Raw genomic sequence first — 16,370 nt, forward strand, 5'->3', positions numbered from 1 at the left:
GACGGAGCTCCACCTCGCGGACACGGAACGTGGAGACTCTAGCGCGGAGAGTAATCGTACGATCGCGAAACGTAAAAAGGATCTACCCACCGCGACAGAAAGCCCGGGCCTTCGGCGGAAGGCCCGGGCCGCCGTGTCGGCGCGACGTGAAGGTCAGCGGGAGTCGATGATCATGCCGGCGCCGACCGTGCCGTTGGTGGACTCGTCGATCAGGATGAAGCCGCCGGTGAGGCGGTTGCGCCCGTAGTCGTCGACGAACAGCGGCTGGGTGACCCGCAGCGTGACGCGGCCGATCTCGTTGAGACCCAGCGAGGTGGCCTCCTCGTCACGGTGGAGCGTGTTGACGTCGAGGCGGTACTGCAGGTCGCGCACCAGCGCGCGGGCGGTGCGGGTGGTGTGCTTGATGGCGAACTTGGAGCGCGGCGCCAGCTTCGCCCCGTCGCCCATCCAGCAGATCATCGCCTCCAGGTCCTGGGCGACCTGTGGCTGGTTGTTGGGCCGGGCGATCATGTCGCCGCGCGAGATGTCGAGGTCGTCCTCGAAGCGCAGCGTCACCGACATGGGCGGGAACGCCTCCTCCACCGGCCCGTCGAAGGTGTCGATGGCGGCGATCCGGGTGGTGAGCCCGGACGGCAGGTGGACGACCTCGTCGCCGGGCTTGAGCACGCCGCCGGCCACCTGGCCGGCGTAGCCGCGGTAGTCATGGAAGGCGTGGTCGGTGGCCTTCTGCGGACGGATCACGTACTGCACCGGGAAGCGCACGTCGACCAGGTTGCGGTCGGAGGCGATGTGCACGTTCTCCAGGTGGTGGAGCAGCGAGGAGCCCTGGTACCAGGGCATGTTCTCGGAGCGGGACACCACGTTGTCGCCGTGCAGCGCCGAGATGGGGATGAACGTCAGGTCGCCCACGTTGAGCTTCGAGGCGAAGGCGGTGAACTCCTCGCGGATCTCCTCGAAGCGGTCCTCGGAGTAGCCGACGAGGTCCATCTTGTTGACCGCGAGGACCAGGTGGGGCACCCGCAGCAGCGAGGCCAGGAAGGCGTGGCGGCGCGACTGCTCCAGCAGACCCTTGCGGGCGTCGATCAGGATGATCGCCAGGTCGGCGGTGGAGGCGCCGGTCACCATGTTGCGGGTGTACTGGATGTGACCCGGGGTGTCGGCGATGATGAACTTGCGGCGCGGCGTCGCGAAGTAACGGTAGGCCACGTCGATGGTGATGCCCTGCTCCCGCTCGGCGCGCAGGCCGTCGGTGAGCAGCGACAGGTCGGTGTATTCGGTGCCGCGGTCGCGGGAGGTGCGCTCGACGGCTTCGAGCTGGTCCTCGAAGATCGCCTTGGAGTCGAACAGGAGCCGCCCGATCAGGGTGGACTTGCCGTCGTCGACGCTCCCCGCAGTGGCAAAGCGAAGAATGTCCATTAGAAGTAGCCCTCCCGCTTGCGGTCCTCCATGGCGGCCTCCGAGGCGCGGTCGTCGGCCCTGGTGGCCCCGCGCTCGGTGATCCGGGTGACCGCGATCTCCTCGATGATCTCCTCGACCGTGGCGGCCTTCGACTGCACGGCGCCCGTGCAGGTCATGTCGCCTACGGTGCGGTAGCGTACGACGGCCTCGAAGAGCGGCTCGTCGTCGCCGCGCTGGACCACGTCGCTGTCGGGCAGCAGCATGCCGTCGCGCTCGAAGACCTTGCGCGTGTGGGCGAAGTAGATGGAGGGGATCTCGATGCCCTCACGCCGGATGTAGTCCCAGACGTCGAGCTCGGTCCAGTTGGACAGCGGGAAGACCCGGATGTGCTCGCCCCTGCGGATGCGGGCGTTGTAGAGGTTCCACAGCTCGGGGCGCTGGCTCTTCGGGTCCCACTGGCCGAAGTCGTCGCGGAAGGAGAACACCCGCTCCTTGGCCCTGGCCTTCTCCTCGTCGCGCCGGGCGCCGCCGAAGACGGCGTCGAACTCGTGCTCCTCGATGGCGTCGAGCAGGGGGACGGTCTGGATCCGGTTGCGGGAGGCCCGCCTGCCGGTGTCCTCGGTGACCCGCCCGCTGTCGATGGCGTCCTGGACGCTCGCCACGACGAGGCGGGCGCCGAGCTCGGCGGCCCGCCGGTCGCGGAACTCGATCACTTCCTCGAAGTTGTGGCCCGTGTCGACGTGCATCAGCGGGAACGGGATGGGCGCGGGCCAGAACGCCTTCTCGGCGATGCGTAGCATGACGATCGAGTCTTTACCGCCGGAGAAGAGCAGACAGGGTCGCTCGAATTCGGCCGCCACCTCGCGCATGATGTGCATGGCCTCGGCTTCGAGTACGTCGAGCTGCGACGTCGTGTAGTCGCGCTGGAGCATGAGGGTCTTCCTCCGGCGGTTCAGCGGTGCAGGTCCCGGATCCCGGCGAGCAGTGATCGCGCCAAGTCGGGTAGGGAAACCAGGATATCGGGTAGTGAGGGGTCGGCTTGGTTATAGACCGGGGGCGTGCCGTCGATGCGGCTGGCGTGCGCCCCGGCGGCGAGCGCGACGGCCACCGGCGCGGCGGAGTCCCACTCGTACTGGCCGCCGGCGTGCACGTAGGCCTCGACCTCTCCGGTCAGCACGGCGGAGATCTTCGCGCCCGCCGATCCGATGGGCACCAGGTCTGCGCCGACGCGGTCGGCCAGCCGCCGCACGAACTCCGGCGGGCGGGTGCGGCTCACCGCGATGCGGAAGCGGCCCTCGGGGGCGGCGGGCAGCTTGGGCGGCTCGGCCGTGGTCAGCGTGCGGCCCTGGGCGGGCAGGGCGACGGCGCCGGCCGCCAGCCGGCCCCGCTCCCACAGCGCGACGTGCACGGCCCAGTCGGCGCGGCCCTCCTCGGAGAACTCGCGGGTGCCGTCGAGCGGGTCGACGATCCACACCCGGTCGGCGCTCAGCCTGCGCGGGTCGAGCCGCTCCTCACGGGTGGCCTCCTCCGACAGGACGCTGTCGTCGGGCCTGAGCCGGGCCAGCGCCTCCATCAGGAACTCGTGGGCGGCCCTGTCGCCCTTCGCGCGCAGCGCGCCGGGGTCGCCGAACCCCTCGCGCTCGCGGACCGCCAGCAGGAGAGCTCCCGCCTCGGTCGCCAGATCGGCTGCGACGGTGTGGTCGTCGCGATTCGTCATCAATATGCTCCTTGCCCACGTGCGACGGCCGACCAAGTCTTCCACAGGATCTGGAGATCGAGCGTGAGCGACCAGTTCTCCACGTAACGCAGGTCCAGTCGGACGGATTCCTCCCAGGACAGGTCGGACCGGCCCTTCACCTGCCAGAGCCCGGTCAGCCCCGGGCGGACGAGCAGCCTCCTGCGCACGTCGTCACCGTAGCGCGCCACCTCCTCGGGCAGCGGCGGACGCGGCCCGACCAGCGACATGTGGCCGAGCAGCACGTTGATGAGCTGGGGCAGCTCGTCGAGCGAGTAGCGGCGCAGGTAGACGCCGAGCGGGGTCACCCGGGGGTCGTGGCGGACCTTGAACAGCGGGCCGTCGCCGTCGCTGACCAGCGTGAGCTTCTGCCGCTCCGACCCGCGCCGCATGGTGCGGAACTTCAGGATGGTGAAGAGCCGGCCGTCGCGCCCCACCCGCGTCTGGCGGAACAGCGCCCGCCCCGGGCTGGTCGCGCGCACCGCGATCGCCAGCCCGGCCAGCAGCGGGGAAAGCAGCACCAGCAGCGAGGCGGCCACCAGGCGGTCGAACACGTTCTTGACGAGCTGGCGGGCGCCGGCCAGTTGGGGGTGCTCGACGTGCAGCAGCGGCAGCCCTGCCGCGGGCCTGATCGTGGTGCGCGGCCCGGCGACGTCCATCAGCGCCGGGGCCACCACCAGCTCGGTGTGGGTCGCCTCCAGCCGCCAGGCCAGCCGGCGCAGCGCCACACCGTCCATCTCGGGGCAGGCGAGCACGGCCACGGTGTCGGCCTGCACCTGGTCGACGACGAGCGGCACGTCGCTGAAGTGGCCGGCCACGGGCACCTGGGTCACGCCGCCGGGCGACGCGCCGTCGGGCAGGCAGGCCGCCACCACGTCCAGCCCGTGGTGGCGCTCCAGCCGGAACAGCCGCACCAGCTCGTCGATCGACGGCCCGTGGCCCACGGCCAGGACCCTGCGCATGCAGGCGCCTCCGGCCCTGCGCCGGTGCAGACTCCGGCGCAGCGCGTACCGGAACCCGAGCGTCAGCAGGGTGACCAGCGGCAGCGCGAGCACCACGTAGCCGCGGGCGACGTCGGCCTTGGTGAGGTACGAGCCGACGGCGAGGGCCGCGGTGAGCCCGACGCCGCACCGCACGATTCTCTGGAACTCCTCGGAGCCGATGCCGATCATGCGCGGCTCGTACGCCCGGTTGAGCGCGACCGCGCACACCCACACCGCCGGCAGCACCGCGCTGAGCAGAAGGTACGGCAGCGCGTAGGCGGTGACGTCGCCGAACCTGCAGCAGAAGGCGGCGGTGGCGGCCAGGCAGGCGGCGAGCAGGTCGGCGGCCATGGCGCGGATCTGGTAGCCGCGCACCCAGGTGGGCCGCCTGGGCCCCGCAGGCCAGGCGAGGGAAGGGCCGGCTTCGACGACGGCCAGCCCTTCGCCACGAGATCCCTCACGCACGCGCCCTCCCCGTGACCGATAGTTGACACATAGTCACCAGATCGTAGCGGTGGGTGAGGGGCGCCGCCCGCGAACGTCTCTATGCGGGGATCAGCGAGGAGGGCCGGAAATCTTGAGATCTGACCGGTGGAAGTCGTTCTGGGTGGCTTCGAGCCCGCGTTCCATCAGCGACTCGGCCACGTCGGCCGCCCGGTCGACGAGGAAGGGCAGGTCCTTGCGCTCGGCGGTGGCGAAGTCCTTCAGCACGAAGGCGGCGGGGTCCATGCGGCCGGGCGGGCGCCCGATGCCGAACCGGACCCGCAGGTAGTCGCGGGTGCCGAGGCTCTTGGTGATGGACTTGAGTCCGTTGTGGCCGTTGTCGCCGCCGCCCAGCTTGGCGCGGAGCGCGCCGTACGGCACGTCGAGCTCGTCGTGCACCACGATGAGCCGGTCAGGCCCGATCTTGTAGAAGTCCGCGAGCGCCTTGACCGGCCCGCCGGAAAGGTTCATGTACGTCAGCGGCTTGGCCAGGACGGCGGCCCGCGTCTCCAGCGCCTCGGCCCGGCTCTTGTGCGCCTTGAACCGCCCGCCCGCCCGGGCGGCCAGTTCGTCGAGCACCATGAAGCCCGCGTTGTGCCTGTTGCCCGCGTAGCCGGGACCGGGGTTGCCGAGCCCGACGATCAGCCAGCGGTCCATGTGTTCCTCTCAGAACGGGACGGGGCAGCGGGCGCACGGCCCGCTGCCCCGTCACCGGACGTCACTCGGCGGCGGCCTCGGCGGTCGCCGCTTCCTCGACCACGGGGCCCTCTTCCTCGGCCGGGGCCTCGGTCGGCTTGGCGATCACCTGGACGATCACGGTCTCCGGGTCGGCCTCCTTGAGCGAGGCGCCCTCCGGGAGCTGAATCTGGGCGGCGGTGATCGAGGCGCCGACCTCCAGGCCCTCGACGTCGACCTCGACGCCGGTCGGGATGTTGGTGGCCTCGGCCTCGACCGACAGCGTGGTGAACTGCAGGTCGAGCAGGCCCTCGGGGTTGACGACGCCGACCGTGTTGACCGGGATCTCGACGGTGACCTTCTCGCCGCGCTTGACCAGGAGCAGGTCGACGTGCTCGACGAAGCCCTTGATCGGGTCGCGCTGGACGCCCTTGGGCAGCGCCAGCTCGTTGACGCCGTCGCCCTCCAGGCGGATCAGCACGTTGGCGGTGCGCAGCGCGAGGAGGACCTCGTGGCCGGGCAGCGTGAGGTGCTTGGGCTCGATGCCGTGCCCGTAGAGGACGGCGGGCACCTTGTTGTCACGGCGGATCTTGCGGGCGGCGCCCTTGCCGAACACGGTGCGCGGCTCGGCGGCGATACGGACTTCAGACACGACATCTCCTAGGGATGCAGAGATCGGATTACTGCGCTCCCCCTCACCCGCCCTAGCGGAAGGCGTTACGAGCGCAACCTGGTCAGTCTATAGCGTCGCGCGGCGGGCTCCGTCAGCGTCGGCTGCCGGGCCCGCCGCCGGAGGCTAGGAGTCGCCCTCGAACAGGCTGGTCACCGAGCCGTCGGTGAAGATCTCGGTGATGGCGCGGGCGATGAGCGGCGCGATCGACAGGACGGTCAGCTTGTCGAACTGCTTCTCCTGCGGCAGGGGCAGCGTGTTGGTGACGATGACCTCGGAGATGCGGGAGTTCTTCAGCCGGTCGACCGCGGGGTCGGAGAAGACCGCGTGGGTAGCGGCGACGATCACGTTGGTGGCGCCCTGCTCGTAGAGGGCGTCGGAGGCCTTGCAGATGGTGCCGGCGGTGTCGATCATGTCGTCGATCAGCACGCAGGTGCGGCCGCGCACCTTGCCGACGACCTCGTTGACCTTCACCGAGTTGGCCACGTCGAGGTCGCGGCGCTTGTGGATGAAGGCCAGCGGGGTGCCGAGCGTGTCGGCCCAGCGCTCCGAGAGCCGCACCCGGCCGGTGTCGGGCGAGACCACGGTGGTGTTGGCCAGGTCGAGCCGGTTCTTCAGGTGACTCTCCAGCACCGGCATGGCGAACAGGTGGTCGACCGGGCCGTCGAAGAAGCCCTGTATCTGCGAGGTGTGCAGGTCGATCGACATGAGCCGGTCGGCGCCGGCGGTCTTGAACAGGTCGGCCATCAGCCGGGCGGTGATGGGCTCGCGGCCGCGGCCCTTCTTGTCCTGCCTGGCGTAGCCGAAGAACGGCATGACCACGGTGATGCGCTTGGCGGAGGCCCGCTTGAGCGCGTCGACCATGATGAGCTGTTCCATGATCCACTGGTTGATCGGCTCGGTGTGAGCCTGGATCACGAAGGCGTCGCAGCCTCGTACGGATTCGAGGTAGCGGGCGTAGATCTCGCCGTTGGCGAAGTCGGTCAGTTTGGTGGGGGTGAGGGAGACGCCGACGTGTTCGGCGATCTCCTCGGCCAGCGCCGGGTGCGCTCGCCCGGAGAAGAGCATGAGGTTCTTCTCTCCGGGCTGCTTGATGCTGGTCATGAGCCATTCTCCCGCTGTTGCTGCTCGGCCAGCGCCCGCTCCGCGGCCGCTGCCGACTTCGTGCCCGCGCGCCTGCGCAAGACCCATTTCTCGATGTTGCGCTGACGCGCTCTCGCCACCCCGATCGCCCCGGGTGGCACGTCGCCGTCGATGACCGAGCCGGCCGCCGTGTAGGCGCCGTCGCCGATCGTCACCGGGGCGACGAGCATGGTGTCGCATCCCACGAAGGCGCCGTCGCCGACCGTGGTGCGGTGTTTCTCGACGCCGTCGTAGTTGACGAAGACCACGGCCGCGCCGATGTTGGCGCCGTCGCCGATGTCGGCGTCGCCGGCGTAGGTCAGGTGTGGCACCTTGGACCCCTCGCCGACCTTGGAGTTCTTCATCTCGACGAAGGTGCCGGCCTTGGACCTGCGGCCGAGGACCGTGCCGGGGCGCAGGTAGCAGTAGGGGCCGACGCTGGCCTCCGGGCCGATCTCGGCCTGGTCGGCGACGGCGTTGCGCACGACGGCGCCGGCGCCGACCCGGGTGGCGGTCAGCGTGGTCGCGGGGCCGACCTCGGCGCCGGCCTCGACGACGGTGCGGCCGTGGAGCTGGGTGCCGGGGTGGATGACGGCGTCGGGCTCGATCACGACGTCCACGTCGACCCAGGTGGTGTCGGGGTCGACGACGGTGACGCCGGCGCGCATGTGGCGCTCCAGCAGCCGCCGGTTGAGCACCTTGCGGGCGAAGGCGAGCTGGACGCGGTCGTTGACGCCCTCGACCTCGGTGTGGTCGGCGACGGTGCAGGCGCCCACCCGGTGGCCGTCGCCGCGCAGGATCGCCAGCACGTCGGTGAGGTACTCCTCGCCCTGGGCGTTGTCGGTGGAGACCCGCTTGACGGCGTCGGCCAGCAGCTCGCCGTCGAAGGCGTAGATGCCGGAGTTCATCTCCCTGATCGCGCGCTGCTCCGGGCTCGCGTCCTTCTCCTCGACGATCTCCATGACGGCGCCGTCCGCGTCGCGCACGATGCGGCCGTAGCCGGTGGGGTCGGGGACCTCGGCGGTGAGCACGGTGACCGCGTTGCCGTCGGACTCGTGCCGCTCCAGCAGCTCGGCCATGGTCTCGGCGCGGAGCAGCGGGACGTCCCCGTACGTGACCAGGACCGTGCCGGAGATCGTGCCGACCTCCTCCAGGACGGTGCGGACGGCGTGGCCGGTGCCGCGCTGCTCGCGCTGGACGACGGCGCGGGCGTCGGGGCTGGTCCGGGCGAGGTGGCCGCCGACGCGTTCGAGCGCGTGGCCGATGACGACGACGAGCCGCTCGGGGCCGAGGTCACGGGCGGCGGCGAGCATGTGGTCGACCAGGGCCCGGCCGCACAGCTCGTGCAGGACCTTCGGGGTCTGGCTCTTCATCCGGGTGCCCTCGCCCGCGGCGAGGACGATGACTGCTGCCGGGCGCGGCACACTCACGGACTGAGGCTCCCTGTGGATTGATTGATCAGGGCAAAGGCGCGGCTACCGCACCGCCACCCTCCCGACACCGTGAGAATACCTGCCCGCCATGTGGCGCCCCTATGGGGGGAGCGGCGGTAAAGCTCCCGGAAGAGGATTCGAACCCCTACAAAGTGGACCAAAACCACTTGTCCTGCCGATTAGACGATCCGGGACCGGTCAGACGCCAGGCGCCCGACACGTTCCTACGATACCGACCCCGCGCCCGGGTCCGCGCCCCGAATACCGCCTACACGCCGGGGCAGTCCCAATCGTTCGACACTGAAGTCTTCCTAACTTACGTTTGCGTAGGTTACGGTGACGTAGGAAGGACATTAGTCCCGGAAAGATCCAGAGAGGTTGCCCATGACCGTTCTTGCCGAGCGCTCGACACCCGGCCCGAAGCCCGACTTCGAACCAGAACCACGCACCAAAGCCGAACTCGTGACCTTCGCGCTCGTCGTCGGGCTTCCCCTGGTCGCGATCGCGGCGGCGGTCCCCTTCGCCTGGGGGTGGGGTCTCGGCTGGACCGACATCGTCATCGCCGGCGTCTTCTACGTGGTCTCCGGGCTCGGCGTCACGGTCGGGCTGCACCGCTACTTCACGCACGGCTCCTTCAAGGCCAAGCGGCCGCTCAAGATCGCTCTGGGCGTCGCCGGCAGCCTCTCGCTGGAGATGTCCGTGCTCGACTGGGTGGCGACGCACCGCAAGCACCACAAGTTCTCTGACAAGGAGGGCGACCCGCACTCCCCCTGGCGCTTCGGGCCCGGCTTCAGGTCGATGTCCAAGGGCCTGCTCTACGCCCACATGGGCTGGCTGTTCGACGCCGAGCGCACCAACCGCGAGAAGTACGCCCCCGACCTGGTCAAGGACCCGGACGTGATGAGGCTGCACCGGTGGTTCGGCGCGCTGGCCCTCACCTCGATCGTGCTGCCCGCCGTCATCGGCGGCCTGGTCACCTGGTCCTGGCAGGGCGCGCTGACCGCCTTCTTCTGGGGCACGCTGGTCCGCATCGGTCTGCTGCACCACGTCACCTGGTCGATCAACTCGATCTGCCACGTGTTCGGCGAGGAGGAGTTCCAGGTCCGCGACAAGTCGCGCAACGTCTGGTGGCTGGCCATCCCGTCCTTCGGCGAGTCCTGGCACAACCTGCACCACTCCGACCCGACCTGCGCCAGGCACGGCGTGCTGAAGGGCCAGATCGACATCAGCGCGGCCATCATCCGGCTCTTCGAGAAGCTCGGCTGGGCCCACGACGTCCGCTGGCCGTCGCCGGAGAGGCTGGCGGCGAAGCGGATTGTCTGATATTTCGACGGCGGTGGCCGGTGATCCGCCTGTCACCGCCATTATGGGAACCGTGACCGAATCCCGTTCGCGCAGGCGTATGACCGGTAGAGAGCGCAGAGAGCAACTGATCCTGATCAGTCGCACGCTGTTCGCCGAGAAGGGGTTCGACGGGACCTCGATAGAGGAGATCGCCGCGACGGCGCAGGTTTCCAAGCCGGTGGTCTACGAGCACTTCGGCGGCAAGGAAGGCGTCTACGCCGTGGTCGTCGACCGGGAGATGCAGAAGCTCCTGAGCATGATCACCGAGGCGCTCTCCGCCAGCCACGCCCTCGTCAAGCTGGAGCGCGCCGCCCTGGCGCTGCTGCGCTACATCGAGGAGAGCAGCGAGGGCTTCCGCATCCTGGTCCGCGACTCCCACGCGGCCTCCGGCACCGGCACGTTCGCCAGCCTCATCAGCGAGATCGCCAGCCAGGTCGAGGACGTGCTGGCCGACGAGTTCGCGGAGCGCGGCTACGAGCCGAAGCTGGCGCCGATGTACGCGCAGATGCTCGTCGGCATGGTGGCGCTGACCGGCCAGTGGTGGCTCGACGCGCGCAAGCCGGCCCGCGAGGAGGTCGCGGCCCACCTGGTCAACCTGGCCTGGAACGGTCTGACCGGGCTGAACCCGCAGCCGGCGCTCTCCGCGACCACCCGCCAGCAGGTGCCCGCCAAGCCGCGCGCCGGTGACAAGGAGCTGCGCGAGCTGGAGAAGGCGCGCGAGAAGGAGCTGAAGGAGGCCGAGAAGGCCCGCCAGCGCGAGCTGCGCGAGGCGGAGAAGGCCAGGCTCCGCGAGCTCAAGGAGCGCGAGCGCCAGCTCAAGGAGGCCGAGAAGGAGCGCGAGAAGGTCCTCAAGGAGGCCGAGAAGGCCCGCGAGCGCGAGGAGCGGCTGCGCCAGCGCGAGGCCCGGCTGGCCGAGCGCGCCGCCCGGCTCGGGCAGGGCGAACCACCCGAATAAGTCGTTGCGGGAGAGTTAACGTCCCGTTCAACCTAAGTGGGCATATTTCAGATATGTCCGTTGAGCCACTCCCACCCGACCACGACCTGCCCCTTCCGCAAGAGCGGTTCCTCAACCGCGAGGAGAGCTGGCTGCAGTTCAACGAGCGGGTCCTGGAGCTGGCCGAGGACCCGTCGCTGCCGCTGCTGGAGCGGGTCCGCTTCCTGTCCATCTTCGCCAGCAACCTGGACGAGTTCTTCCGCGTACGGGTCGCGGGCCTGAAGCGCCGCATGGCCACCGGCCTGCTGCTGCGCACCAAGAGCGGGCTCAAGCCGAGCGAGGAGCTGGCCAGGATCGCCACCGTGGCCGACGCGCTCGCCAAACGGCACGCCGCGGCCTTCCACGAGCAGATCCGCCCGCGGCTCGCCGCCGAGGGCATCGAGATCGTCCGCTGGGACGAGCTGGGCCGCGAGGAGCGCACCGAGCTGCGCAAGCTCTTCAGGGAGCGGATCAGGCCGGTGCTGACGCCGCTGGCCGTCGATCCCGCGCATCCGTTCCCGTACATCTCGGGTCTGAGCCTCAACCTGGCCGTCGTGGTGCGGAACCCGTCGAACGACCACACCGTGTTCGCCAGGGTCAAGGTGCCCTCACAGCTGCCGCGGCTGGTCCAGCCGTCACCGAACCGGTTCGTGCCGCTGGAGGACGTGATCGCGGCCCACCTGGGGCAGCTGTTCAAGGGCATGGAGATCGTCCAGCACCACGTCTTCCGGGTGACCAGGAACGAGGACCTGGAGGTCGACGAGGACGTCACCGAGAACCTCATGCAGGCGCTGGAGAAGGAGCTGCGCCGCCGCAGGTTCGGGCCGCCGGTGCGGCTGGAGGTCGAGGACACGATCTCCCAGGAGGTGCTCGACCTGCTGGTGGAGGAGCTGGAGCTCGATCCGCACGAGATCTACCGGATCCCCGGGCCGCTGGACATGACCGGCCTGAACGTGATCGCGGACCTGGACCGCGGTGAGCTCGCCTACCGCCCTTTCGTGCCGGCCGAGGCGATCGGCGCCGCCGATGACGTCTTCGCGGTGCTGCGTGAGCGCGACGTGCTGTTGCACCACCCGTACGACTCGTTCGCCACCAGCGTGCAGCGCTTCATCGAGGCGGCCTCCGCCGACCCGCGGGTGCTGGCGATCAAGCAGACCCTCTACCGCACCAGCGGCGAGTCCCCGATCGTGGACGCGCTCATCGACGCGGCCGAGGCCGGCAAGCAGGTCGTGGTGGTCGTGGAGATCAAGGCCAGGTTCGACGAGCACGCGAACATCTCCTGGGCGCGCAAGCTGGAGCGGGCCGGCTGCCACGTGGTCTACGGCGTGGTGGGGCTCAAGACCCACTGCAAGCTGGCACTGGTGGTGCGGCAGGAGCCGTCGGGCGAACTGCGCCGCTACTGCCACATCGGCACCGGCAACTACAACCCCAAGACGGCCAGGCAGTACGAGGACTTCGGCCTGCTCACCGCGGACCCGCTGGTCGGCGAGGACGTCACGGACCTGTTCATCCACCTGACCGGCTACTCCCACCACTCGGCCTACCGGCGGCTGCTGGTCGCCCCGCACTCGCTGCGCGGCGGGCTGCTGGCCAGGATCGAGCGGGAGATCGCCCACCAGCGGGCGGGCCGCCCCGCGCGGATCAGGATCAAGACGAACTCGCTGGTGGACGAGCCGATCATCGACGCGCTCTACCGCGCCTCGCGCGCCGGCGTGCCGATCGACCTGTGGGTGCGCGGCGTGTGCACGCTGCGCCCCGGCATCCCGGGCCTGTCGGAGACCATCCGGGTGCGCTCGGTGCTGGGCCGGTTCCTGGAGCACTCCCGGGTGTACGAGTTCGGCCTGGGCAGGCGGCCGGAGGTGTGGATCGGCAGCGCCGACCTGATGCGCCGCAACCTGGACCGCCGGGTGGAGGCCCTGGTCAAGGTGACCGCGCAGCAGCACAAGGCGTACCTCGTGGACCTGATGGACCGGGTGATGGCCGACACGACGAACACCTGGTGGCTGAACGGCGACGGGAACTGGGTCCGCCACCCGGGCGAGGACCTGCAGAGCCGCCTGATCGGGATGCGCCGCTGGAGGAGCGTTGATGACTGACCCGCTCCGCGCCGCCGGAGCCGTGATCTGGCGCGGCGAGGAGAGCCGCCCCGAGGTCGCCCTCGTCCACCGCCCCCGCTACGACGACTGGACCTTCCCGAAGGGGAAGCTGAAGTCCGGCGAGCACGTGATCGCCGCCGCGCTGCGCGAGGTGCGCGAGGAGACCGGGCTGACCGTGGCGCTCGACCGCGCCCTGCCGCCCGTGCACTACCTGCACGGGACCCGGCTCAAGCGGGTGGACTACTGGGCGGGCCGGGTGGCGGAGGAGGGCCCGTTCGCCGCCGGCGACGAGGTCGACGAACTGCGCTGGCTTCCCGTCGACCGGGCCCGCGAGCTGCTGACCTACGAGTGGGACGCGGGCCTGCTGCGCGCGCTCTCGGCCGCGCCGCTCGCCACCGTCCCCCTGGTGCTGGTACGGCACGCCTCCGCCGGGTCGCGCCAGACCTGGCAGGGCGCGGACTCGCTGCGCCCGCTCGACGCCGAAGGGCAGGCCCAGGCGGCGGCGCTGGCCACCGTGCTGCCCGCGTACCGGCCCGCCGTCCTGCTCAGCTCGCCCAGCCTCAGGTGCGTCCAGACGCTCGCGCCGTACAGCTCGCACCTGCGGCTGGAGCCGCTGCTCAGCGAGGAGGGGCAGGACCCGCGCAAGACCACCGCCCTGGTCGGCGAGCTGACGGAGCGGGCGGCCGTGTGCAGCCACGGCAAGGTGCTGCCCCCTCTCATCGCCGCGCTCAGCGGCAGGGACGTGCGCCTGCGCAAGGGCGCGTTCGCGGTGCTGCACCGGGTGGGCGAGCGGGTGGTCTGCGCGGAGCGGTACGGGCTATAGCACCTTCTCGACGCCGGCCATGGTCTCCGACCAGACGCGGGGGAAGTCCTCGTGCGCCCGGTCGGCGGCGGCGCGCTCCAGCCCGGCCAGGACGCCGTAGGTGAAGGTGTCCTCACCCGCCCGGCGCGCGGACCCCGCCTCCTCGGCCAGCGTCTCCTGGGCGACGACCCCGTCCTGGTGGGCGCCGAGCACCTCCTGCACGTCCTCTGCCAGCTTGGCCAGCGTGCCCATGCGCTTGCCGAGCGTGTCGCGCAGCGCCTCGGCGGTGTAGCGGGCACGCTTGGCCGCCTTGCGCACGTCGTGCATGGCGATCTCGCGCTGCTCGGGGTCGTCGATGGCCTGGGCGGTCTCGTACGCCTTCGTCACCCGGTTCCAGTTGGCGGCGGCGACGTCGGCGAGCCGCGTCTCGGCCGGGTCGGCCGCGGCCTTGCCCAGCTCGGGCTCGGACACCAGCGCGTCGAGGGCGTCGAGCAGGGCGTAGTAGCGGTCGCCGCCGAGCGTCTCCCTGATCGTGTCGTAGCCTTCCCGCTCGCGCCTGAGCAGGTCGTCGCCGAGCCGGGCCCGGACGGGGCCGACGACCAGCTCGGGCGGGAGCCCGGCCAGCTCGCGGGCGAACCTGGCCCTGATCACCTCCAGGTCGCGGACCTCGCCCAGCACGCCGCCGAGCCAGCGCAGCTCGTCCTGGATCTCGCTGGTGTTCCTGACGACGGGTTTGAACGCCTTGAGCGCGCTGCGGAGCCTGCGGGCGGCGACGCGCATCTGGTGCACCGCGTCCTCCTCCTCGCGGCGCACCCGGGGGTCCTGGGAGAGGAGGGCCGTCACCTGGCCGGACAGATAGGCCATGACGGTGTGGCCCGCGGTTCCCGGTTCGAGGCCGGCGTGGGGGGCGGGCGGCGGGTCGAGGAGCTTGGCCAGCTTACTGGTGGCCGGCGACGGCGTGGCGCCCGCCTTCCTGAGCCGCTTGCCGGTCTTGGCCAGCAGCTTCTCGTCGCCCTCCAGCAGCTCAGCCTCGACCTCGCGCCAGCGCATCACCGCCGGCGGGTCCGTGCCGTACACCGTGCCCTTGACCCGGTCGTCGGCGATCTCCACCAGCTTGCGGTCGCCGTCCTTGAGCAGGGTGACGCTCCTGCGGGTGTCGAGCTCGGCCACCACGCCCAGCTCGGCGCCCCGGGTGTAGGCGCGCACCAGCTCGGCCAGCTCGGCCGGGACGACCTTGGTGCTGCGGGTCAGCGGGATCGCGATCTCCTGCCGTACCCCTTTGGCCTTGGGCAGCTTCAGGTGCCAGCCGGGGTCGGCGCCGCCGCGCCTGCGTCTGAGAGTGACGCCGCGCCTGGCCAGCCGCAGGTCGGGGGTGTCGTAGTAGAGGGCGACGAGTTGGAAGCTCTTCGGGCCGACGACCTCGGCCAGGCCGCTCAGGTCAGGCAGCTGGTAATCGGCGGTGACGTCGAACTTGTCCTCGATCTCGATGCCCACGACACCTCACAAAAAGGTCGGATTTCGGACAATAATGCCACTCTACGCAGGCTCGTCACATGGCCTGAAGCAGCTCGATCCTGTTCCCTACCGGATCTTCGACGTACACCCTCCGGAAGCCCGGGAACAGGTCGTCGGGCACCGCGCCGGGGAGCTGGGCCACGAGCGCGTCCAGATCGTCCACCAGGAACGCCGGGTGCGCCTTGCGCGGCGGGCGGAAGTCCTCCTCCATCCCGAGATGGACCTCCAATCCGGGGCCGCGGAACCAGACGCCGCCCCGCTTGGCCAGCTCCGGCGGCTTCGGCACCTCACGCAGGCCGAGAATCCCGGCGTAGAACGCCCTCAGCTCGGGTTCGCTGCCGGGCGGCGCGGCGAGCAGGACGTGGTGCAGGCCAGTGATCATTTCTGCGCCACCACGAAGATCCGGCGGAACGGGAACGGCGTCCCGTACGACCCTGCCGGGTAGGCCCGCGCCAGCCGTTCGGCCAGCTCGGCCGTGAACCGCGCGCGCTCGCGGTCGTCCAGCCGGTCGAGCACGGGCCGCAGCGCGGTGCCGGAGACCCAGCCGAGCACCGGGTCCTCCCCCTCCAGCACGTGCACGTACGTGGTCTCCCAGGCGTCCACCCGGCAGCCGAAGCCGCTCAGCAGGTCCAGATACTCGACCGCGTCGCCGACGGGCCTGCCCCGATCGAGGTCGCCGAGCCGGTCCACCCAGCCGGGGGACGCGCACAGCTCGCGGATGGCGGCGTGGCTCGGGGCGTCGTAGTTGCCCGGCACCTGGAAGGCCAGCCAGCCTCCGGGGCTCAGCGCGTCCACCCACCGCTCGACGACGACGCGGTGCTCGGGCACCCACTGGAGCGCGGCGTTGGAGACGATCACGTCGACCGGCCTGTCAGGGTGCCAGGTGGCCACGTCGGCGACGGCGAAGGAGACCCCGCCGCCCAGCTCCCGCGCCTTGGCGATCATGGCAGGCGAGGAGTCGAAGCCCAGCACCTCCGCCCCGGGCCAGCGCCGGCCCAGCTCGGTGGTCAGCTCGCCGCTGCCGCATCCGGCGTCCACCACATATGCCGGGCTCTCGGCCCGTACTCTGGCCACGAGATCGAAGAACGGGCGCGACCGTTCTTCGCCGTAGCGGGCGTACGTGTCAGGGTCCCACATATCT

The 16,370-nt window shown here is 70.6% G+C and carries 15 protein-coding genes and 1 tRNA gene; 4 read left to right on the forward strand and 12 right to left on the reverse strand.

The window, feature by feature from the left end; genetic code table 11:
* Nucleotides 1–153 precede the first annotated feature (153 nt).
* From cysN to ACIBF7_RS37070, 9 genes are all read right to left on the reverse strand, one after another.
* On the reverse strand, nt 154–1,416 hold the full coding sequence (cysN, locus tag ACIBF7_RS37030; RefSeq protein WP_148029113.1) for a sulfate adenylyltransferase subunit CysN: 1,263 nt from the start codon (nt 1,414–1,416) through the stop codon (nt 154–156).
* The gene (gene cysD, locus ACIBF7_RS37035) at nt 1,416–2,330 is read right to left on the reverse strand and encodes a sulfate adenylyltransferase subunit CysD (protein WP_148029112.1); all 915 of its coding nucleotides are present in this window, start codon (nt 2,328–2,330) and stop codon (nt 1,416–1,418) included. The genes cysN and cysD overlap by 1 nt, the downstream gene beginning before the upstream one ends.
* Nucleotides 2,331–2,350: 20 nt before the next feature.
* A complete protein-coding gene (locus ACIBF7_RS37040) occupies nt 2,351–3,115 on the reverse strand; it encodes a 3'(2'),5'-bisphosphate nucleotidase CysQ (protein WP_397199218.1) in 765 nt (254 codons plus the stop codon).
* Nucleotides 3,115–4,467, reverse strand: a complete 1,353-nt coding sequence (locus ACIBF7_RS37045; RefSeq protein ID WP_148034255.1) for a sugar transferase — start codon at nt 4,465–4,467, stop codon at nt 3,115–3,117. The genes ACIBF7_RS37040 and ACIBF7_RS37045 overlap by 1 nt, the downstream gene beginning before the upstream one ends.
* 204 nt (nt 4,468–4,671) lie before the next feature.
* Nucleotides 4,672–5,256, reverse strand: coding sequence for an aminoacyl-tRNA hydrolase (gene pth / locus ACIBF7_RS37050; protein ID WP_148029110.1), 585 nt, complete (start codon nt 5,254–5,256; stop codon nt 4,672–4,674).
* A 61-nt stretch (nt 5,257–5,317) separates the two neighbouring features.
* Complete coding sequence (locus tag ACIBF7_RS37055) at nt 5,318–5,926, reverse strand: 50S ribosomal protein L25/general stress protein Ctc (RefSeq protein WP_397199219.1); 609 nt, start codon at nt 5,924–5,926, stop codon at nt 5,318–5,320.
* A 144-nt stretch (nt 5,927–6,070) separates the two neighbouring features.
* On the reverse strand, nt 6,071–7,048 hold the full coding sequence (locus ACIBF7_RS37060; RefSeq protein WP_148029108.1) for a ribose-phosphate diphosphokinase: 978 nt from the start codon (nt 7,046–7,048) through the stop codon (nt 6,071–6,073).
* Nucleotides 7,045–8,496 (reverse strand): bifunctional UDP-N-acetylglucosamine diphosphorylase/glucosamine-1-phosphate N-acetyltransferase GlmU, encoded by a 1,452-nt coding sequence (gene glmU / locus ACIBF7_RS37065; protein ID WP_397199220.1) that lies wholly within the window; start codon nt 8,494–8,496, stop codon nt 7,045–7,047. The genes ACIBF7_RS37060 and glmU overlap by 4 nt, the downstream gene beginning before the upstream one ends.
* Nucleotides 8,497–8,621: 125 nt before the next feature.
* Nucleotides 8,622–8,693: transfer RNA gene (locus tag ACIBF7_RS37070), tRNA-Gln, on the reverse strand.
* Between the two features lie 190 nt (nt 8,694–8,883).
* Here ACIBF7_RS37070 and ACIBF7_RS37075 point away from each other — a divergent pair.
* The 4 genes from ACIBF7_RS37075 to ACIBF7_RS37090 are packed head-to-tail and all read left to right on the forward strand — an operon-like array spanning nt 8,884 to nt 13,735.
* Nucleotides 8,884–9,822 (forward strand): acyl-CoA desaturase, encoded by a 939-nt coding sequence (locus ACIBF7_RS37075; protein ID WP_397199221.1) that lies wholly within the window; start codon nt 8,884–8,886, stop codon nt 9,820–9,822.
* Nucleotides 9,823–9,865: 43 nt separating this feature from the next.
* A complete protein-coding gene (locus ACIBF7_RS37080) occupies nt 9,866–10,798 on the forward strand; it encodes a TetR/AcrR family transcriptional regulator (RefSeq protein ID WP_148029105.1) in 933 nt (310 codons plus the stop codon).
* 53 nt (nt 10,799–10,851) lie between these two features.
* The gene (locus ACIBF7_RS37085; protein ID WP_271279481.1) at nt 10,852–12,912 is read left to right on the forward strand and encodes an RNA degradosome polyphosphate kinase; all 2,061 of its coding nucleotides are present in this window, start codon (nt 10,852–10,854) and stop codon (nt 12,910–12,912) included.
* Nucleotides 12,905–13,735, forward strand: a complete 831-nt coding sequence (locus ACIBF7_RS37090) for an NUDIX domain-containing protein (RefSeq protein ID WP_397199222.1) — start codon at nt 12,905–12,907, stop codon at nt 13,733–13,735. Before ACIBF7_RS37085 ends, ACIBF7_RS37090 begins: the two co-directional genes overlap by 8 nt.
* Here ACIBF7_RS37090 and ACIBF7_RS37095 read toward each other — a convergent pair.
* From ACIBF7_RS37095 to ACIBF7_RS37105, 3 genes are read right to left on the reverse strand one after another with little or no spacing between them, the layout of a single operon-like run.
* On the reverse strand, nt 13,730–15,208 hold the full coding sequence (locus ACIBF7_RS37095) for a CHAD domain-containing protein (protein WP_397199223.1): 1,479 nt from the start codon (nt 15,206–15,208) through the stop codon (nt 13,730–13,732). The two genes, ACIBF7_RS37090 and ACIBF7_RS37095, sit on opposite strands and share 6 nt — an antisense overlap.
* A 55-nt stretch (nt 15,209–15,263) precedes the next feature.
* Complete coding sequence (locus tag ACIBF7_RS37100) at nt 15,264–15,611, reverse strand: glyoxalase (protein WP_148029101.1); 348 nt, start codon at nt 15,609–15,611, stop codon at nt 15,264–15,266.
* On the reverse strand, nt 15,608–16,366 hold the full coding sequence (locus ACIBF7_RS37105) for a trans-aconitate 2-methyltransferase (RefSeq protein ID WP_397199224.1): 759 nt from the start codon (nt 16,364–16,366) through the stop codon (nt 15,608–15,610). The genes ACIBF7_RS37100 and ACIBF7_RS37105 overlap by 4 nt, the downstream gene beginning before the upstream one ends.
* Nucleotides 16,367–16,370 lie beyond the last annotated feature (4 nt).

This window comes from Nonomuraea sp. NPDC050478 (assembly GCF_044458265.1).
In the GTDB taxonomy this organism is placed as follows: domain Bacteria; phylum Actinomycetota; class Actinomycetes; order Streptosporangiales; family Streptosporangiaceae; genus Nonomuraea; species Nonomuraea ferruginea.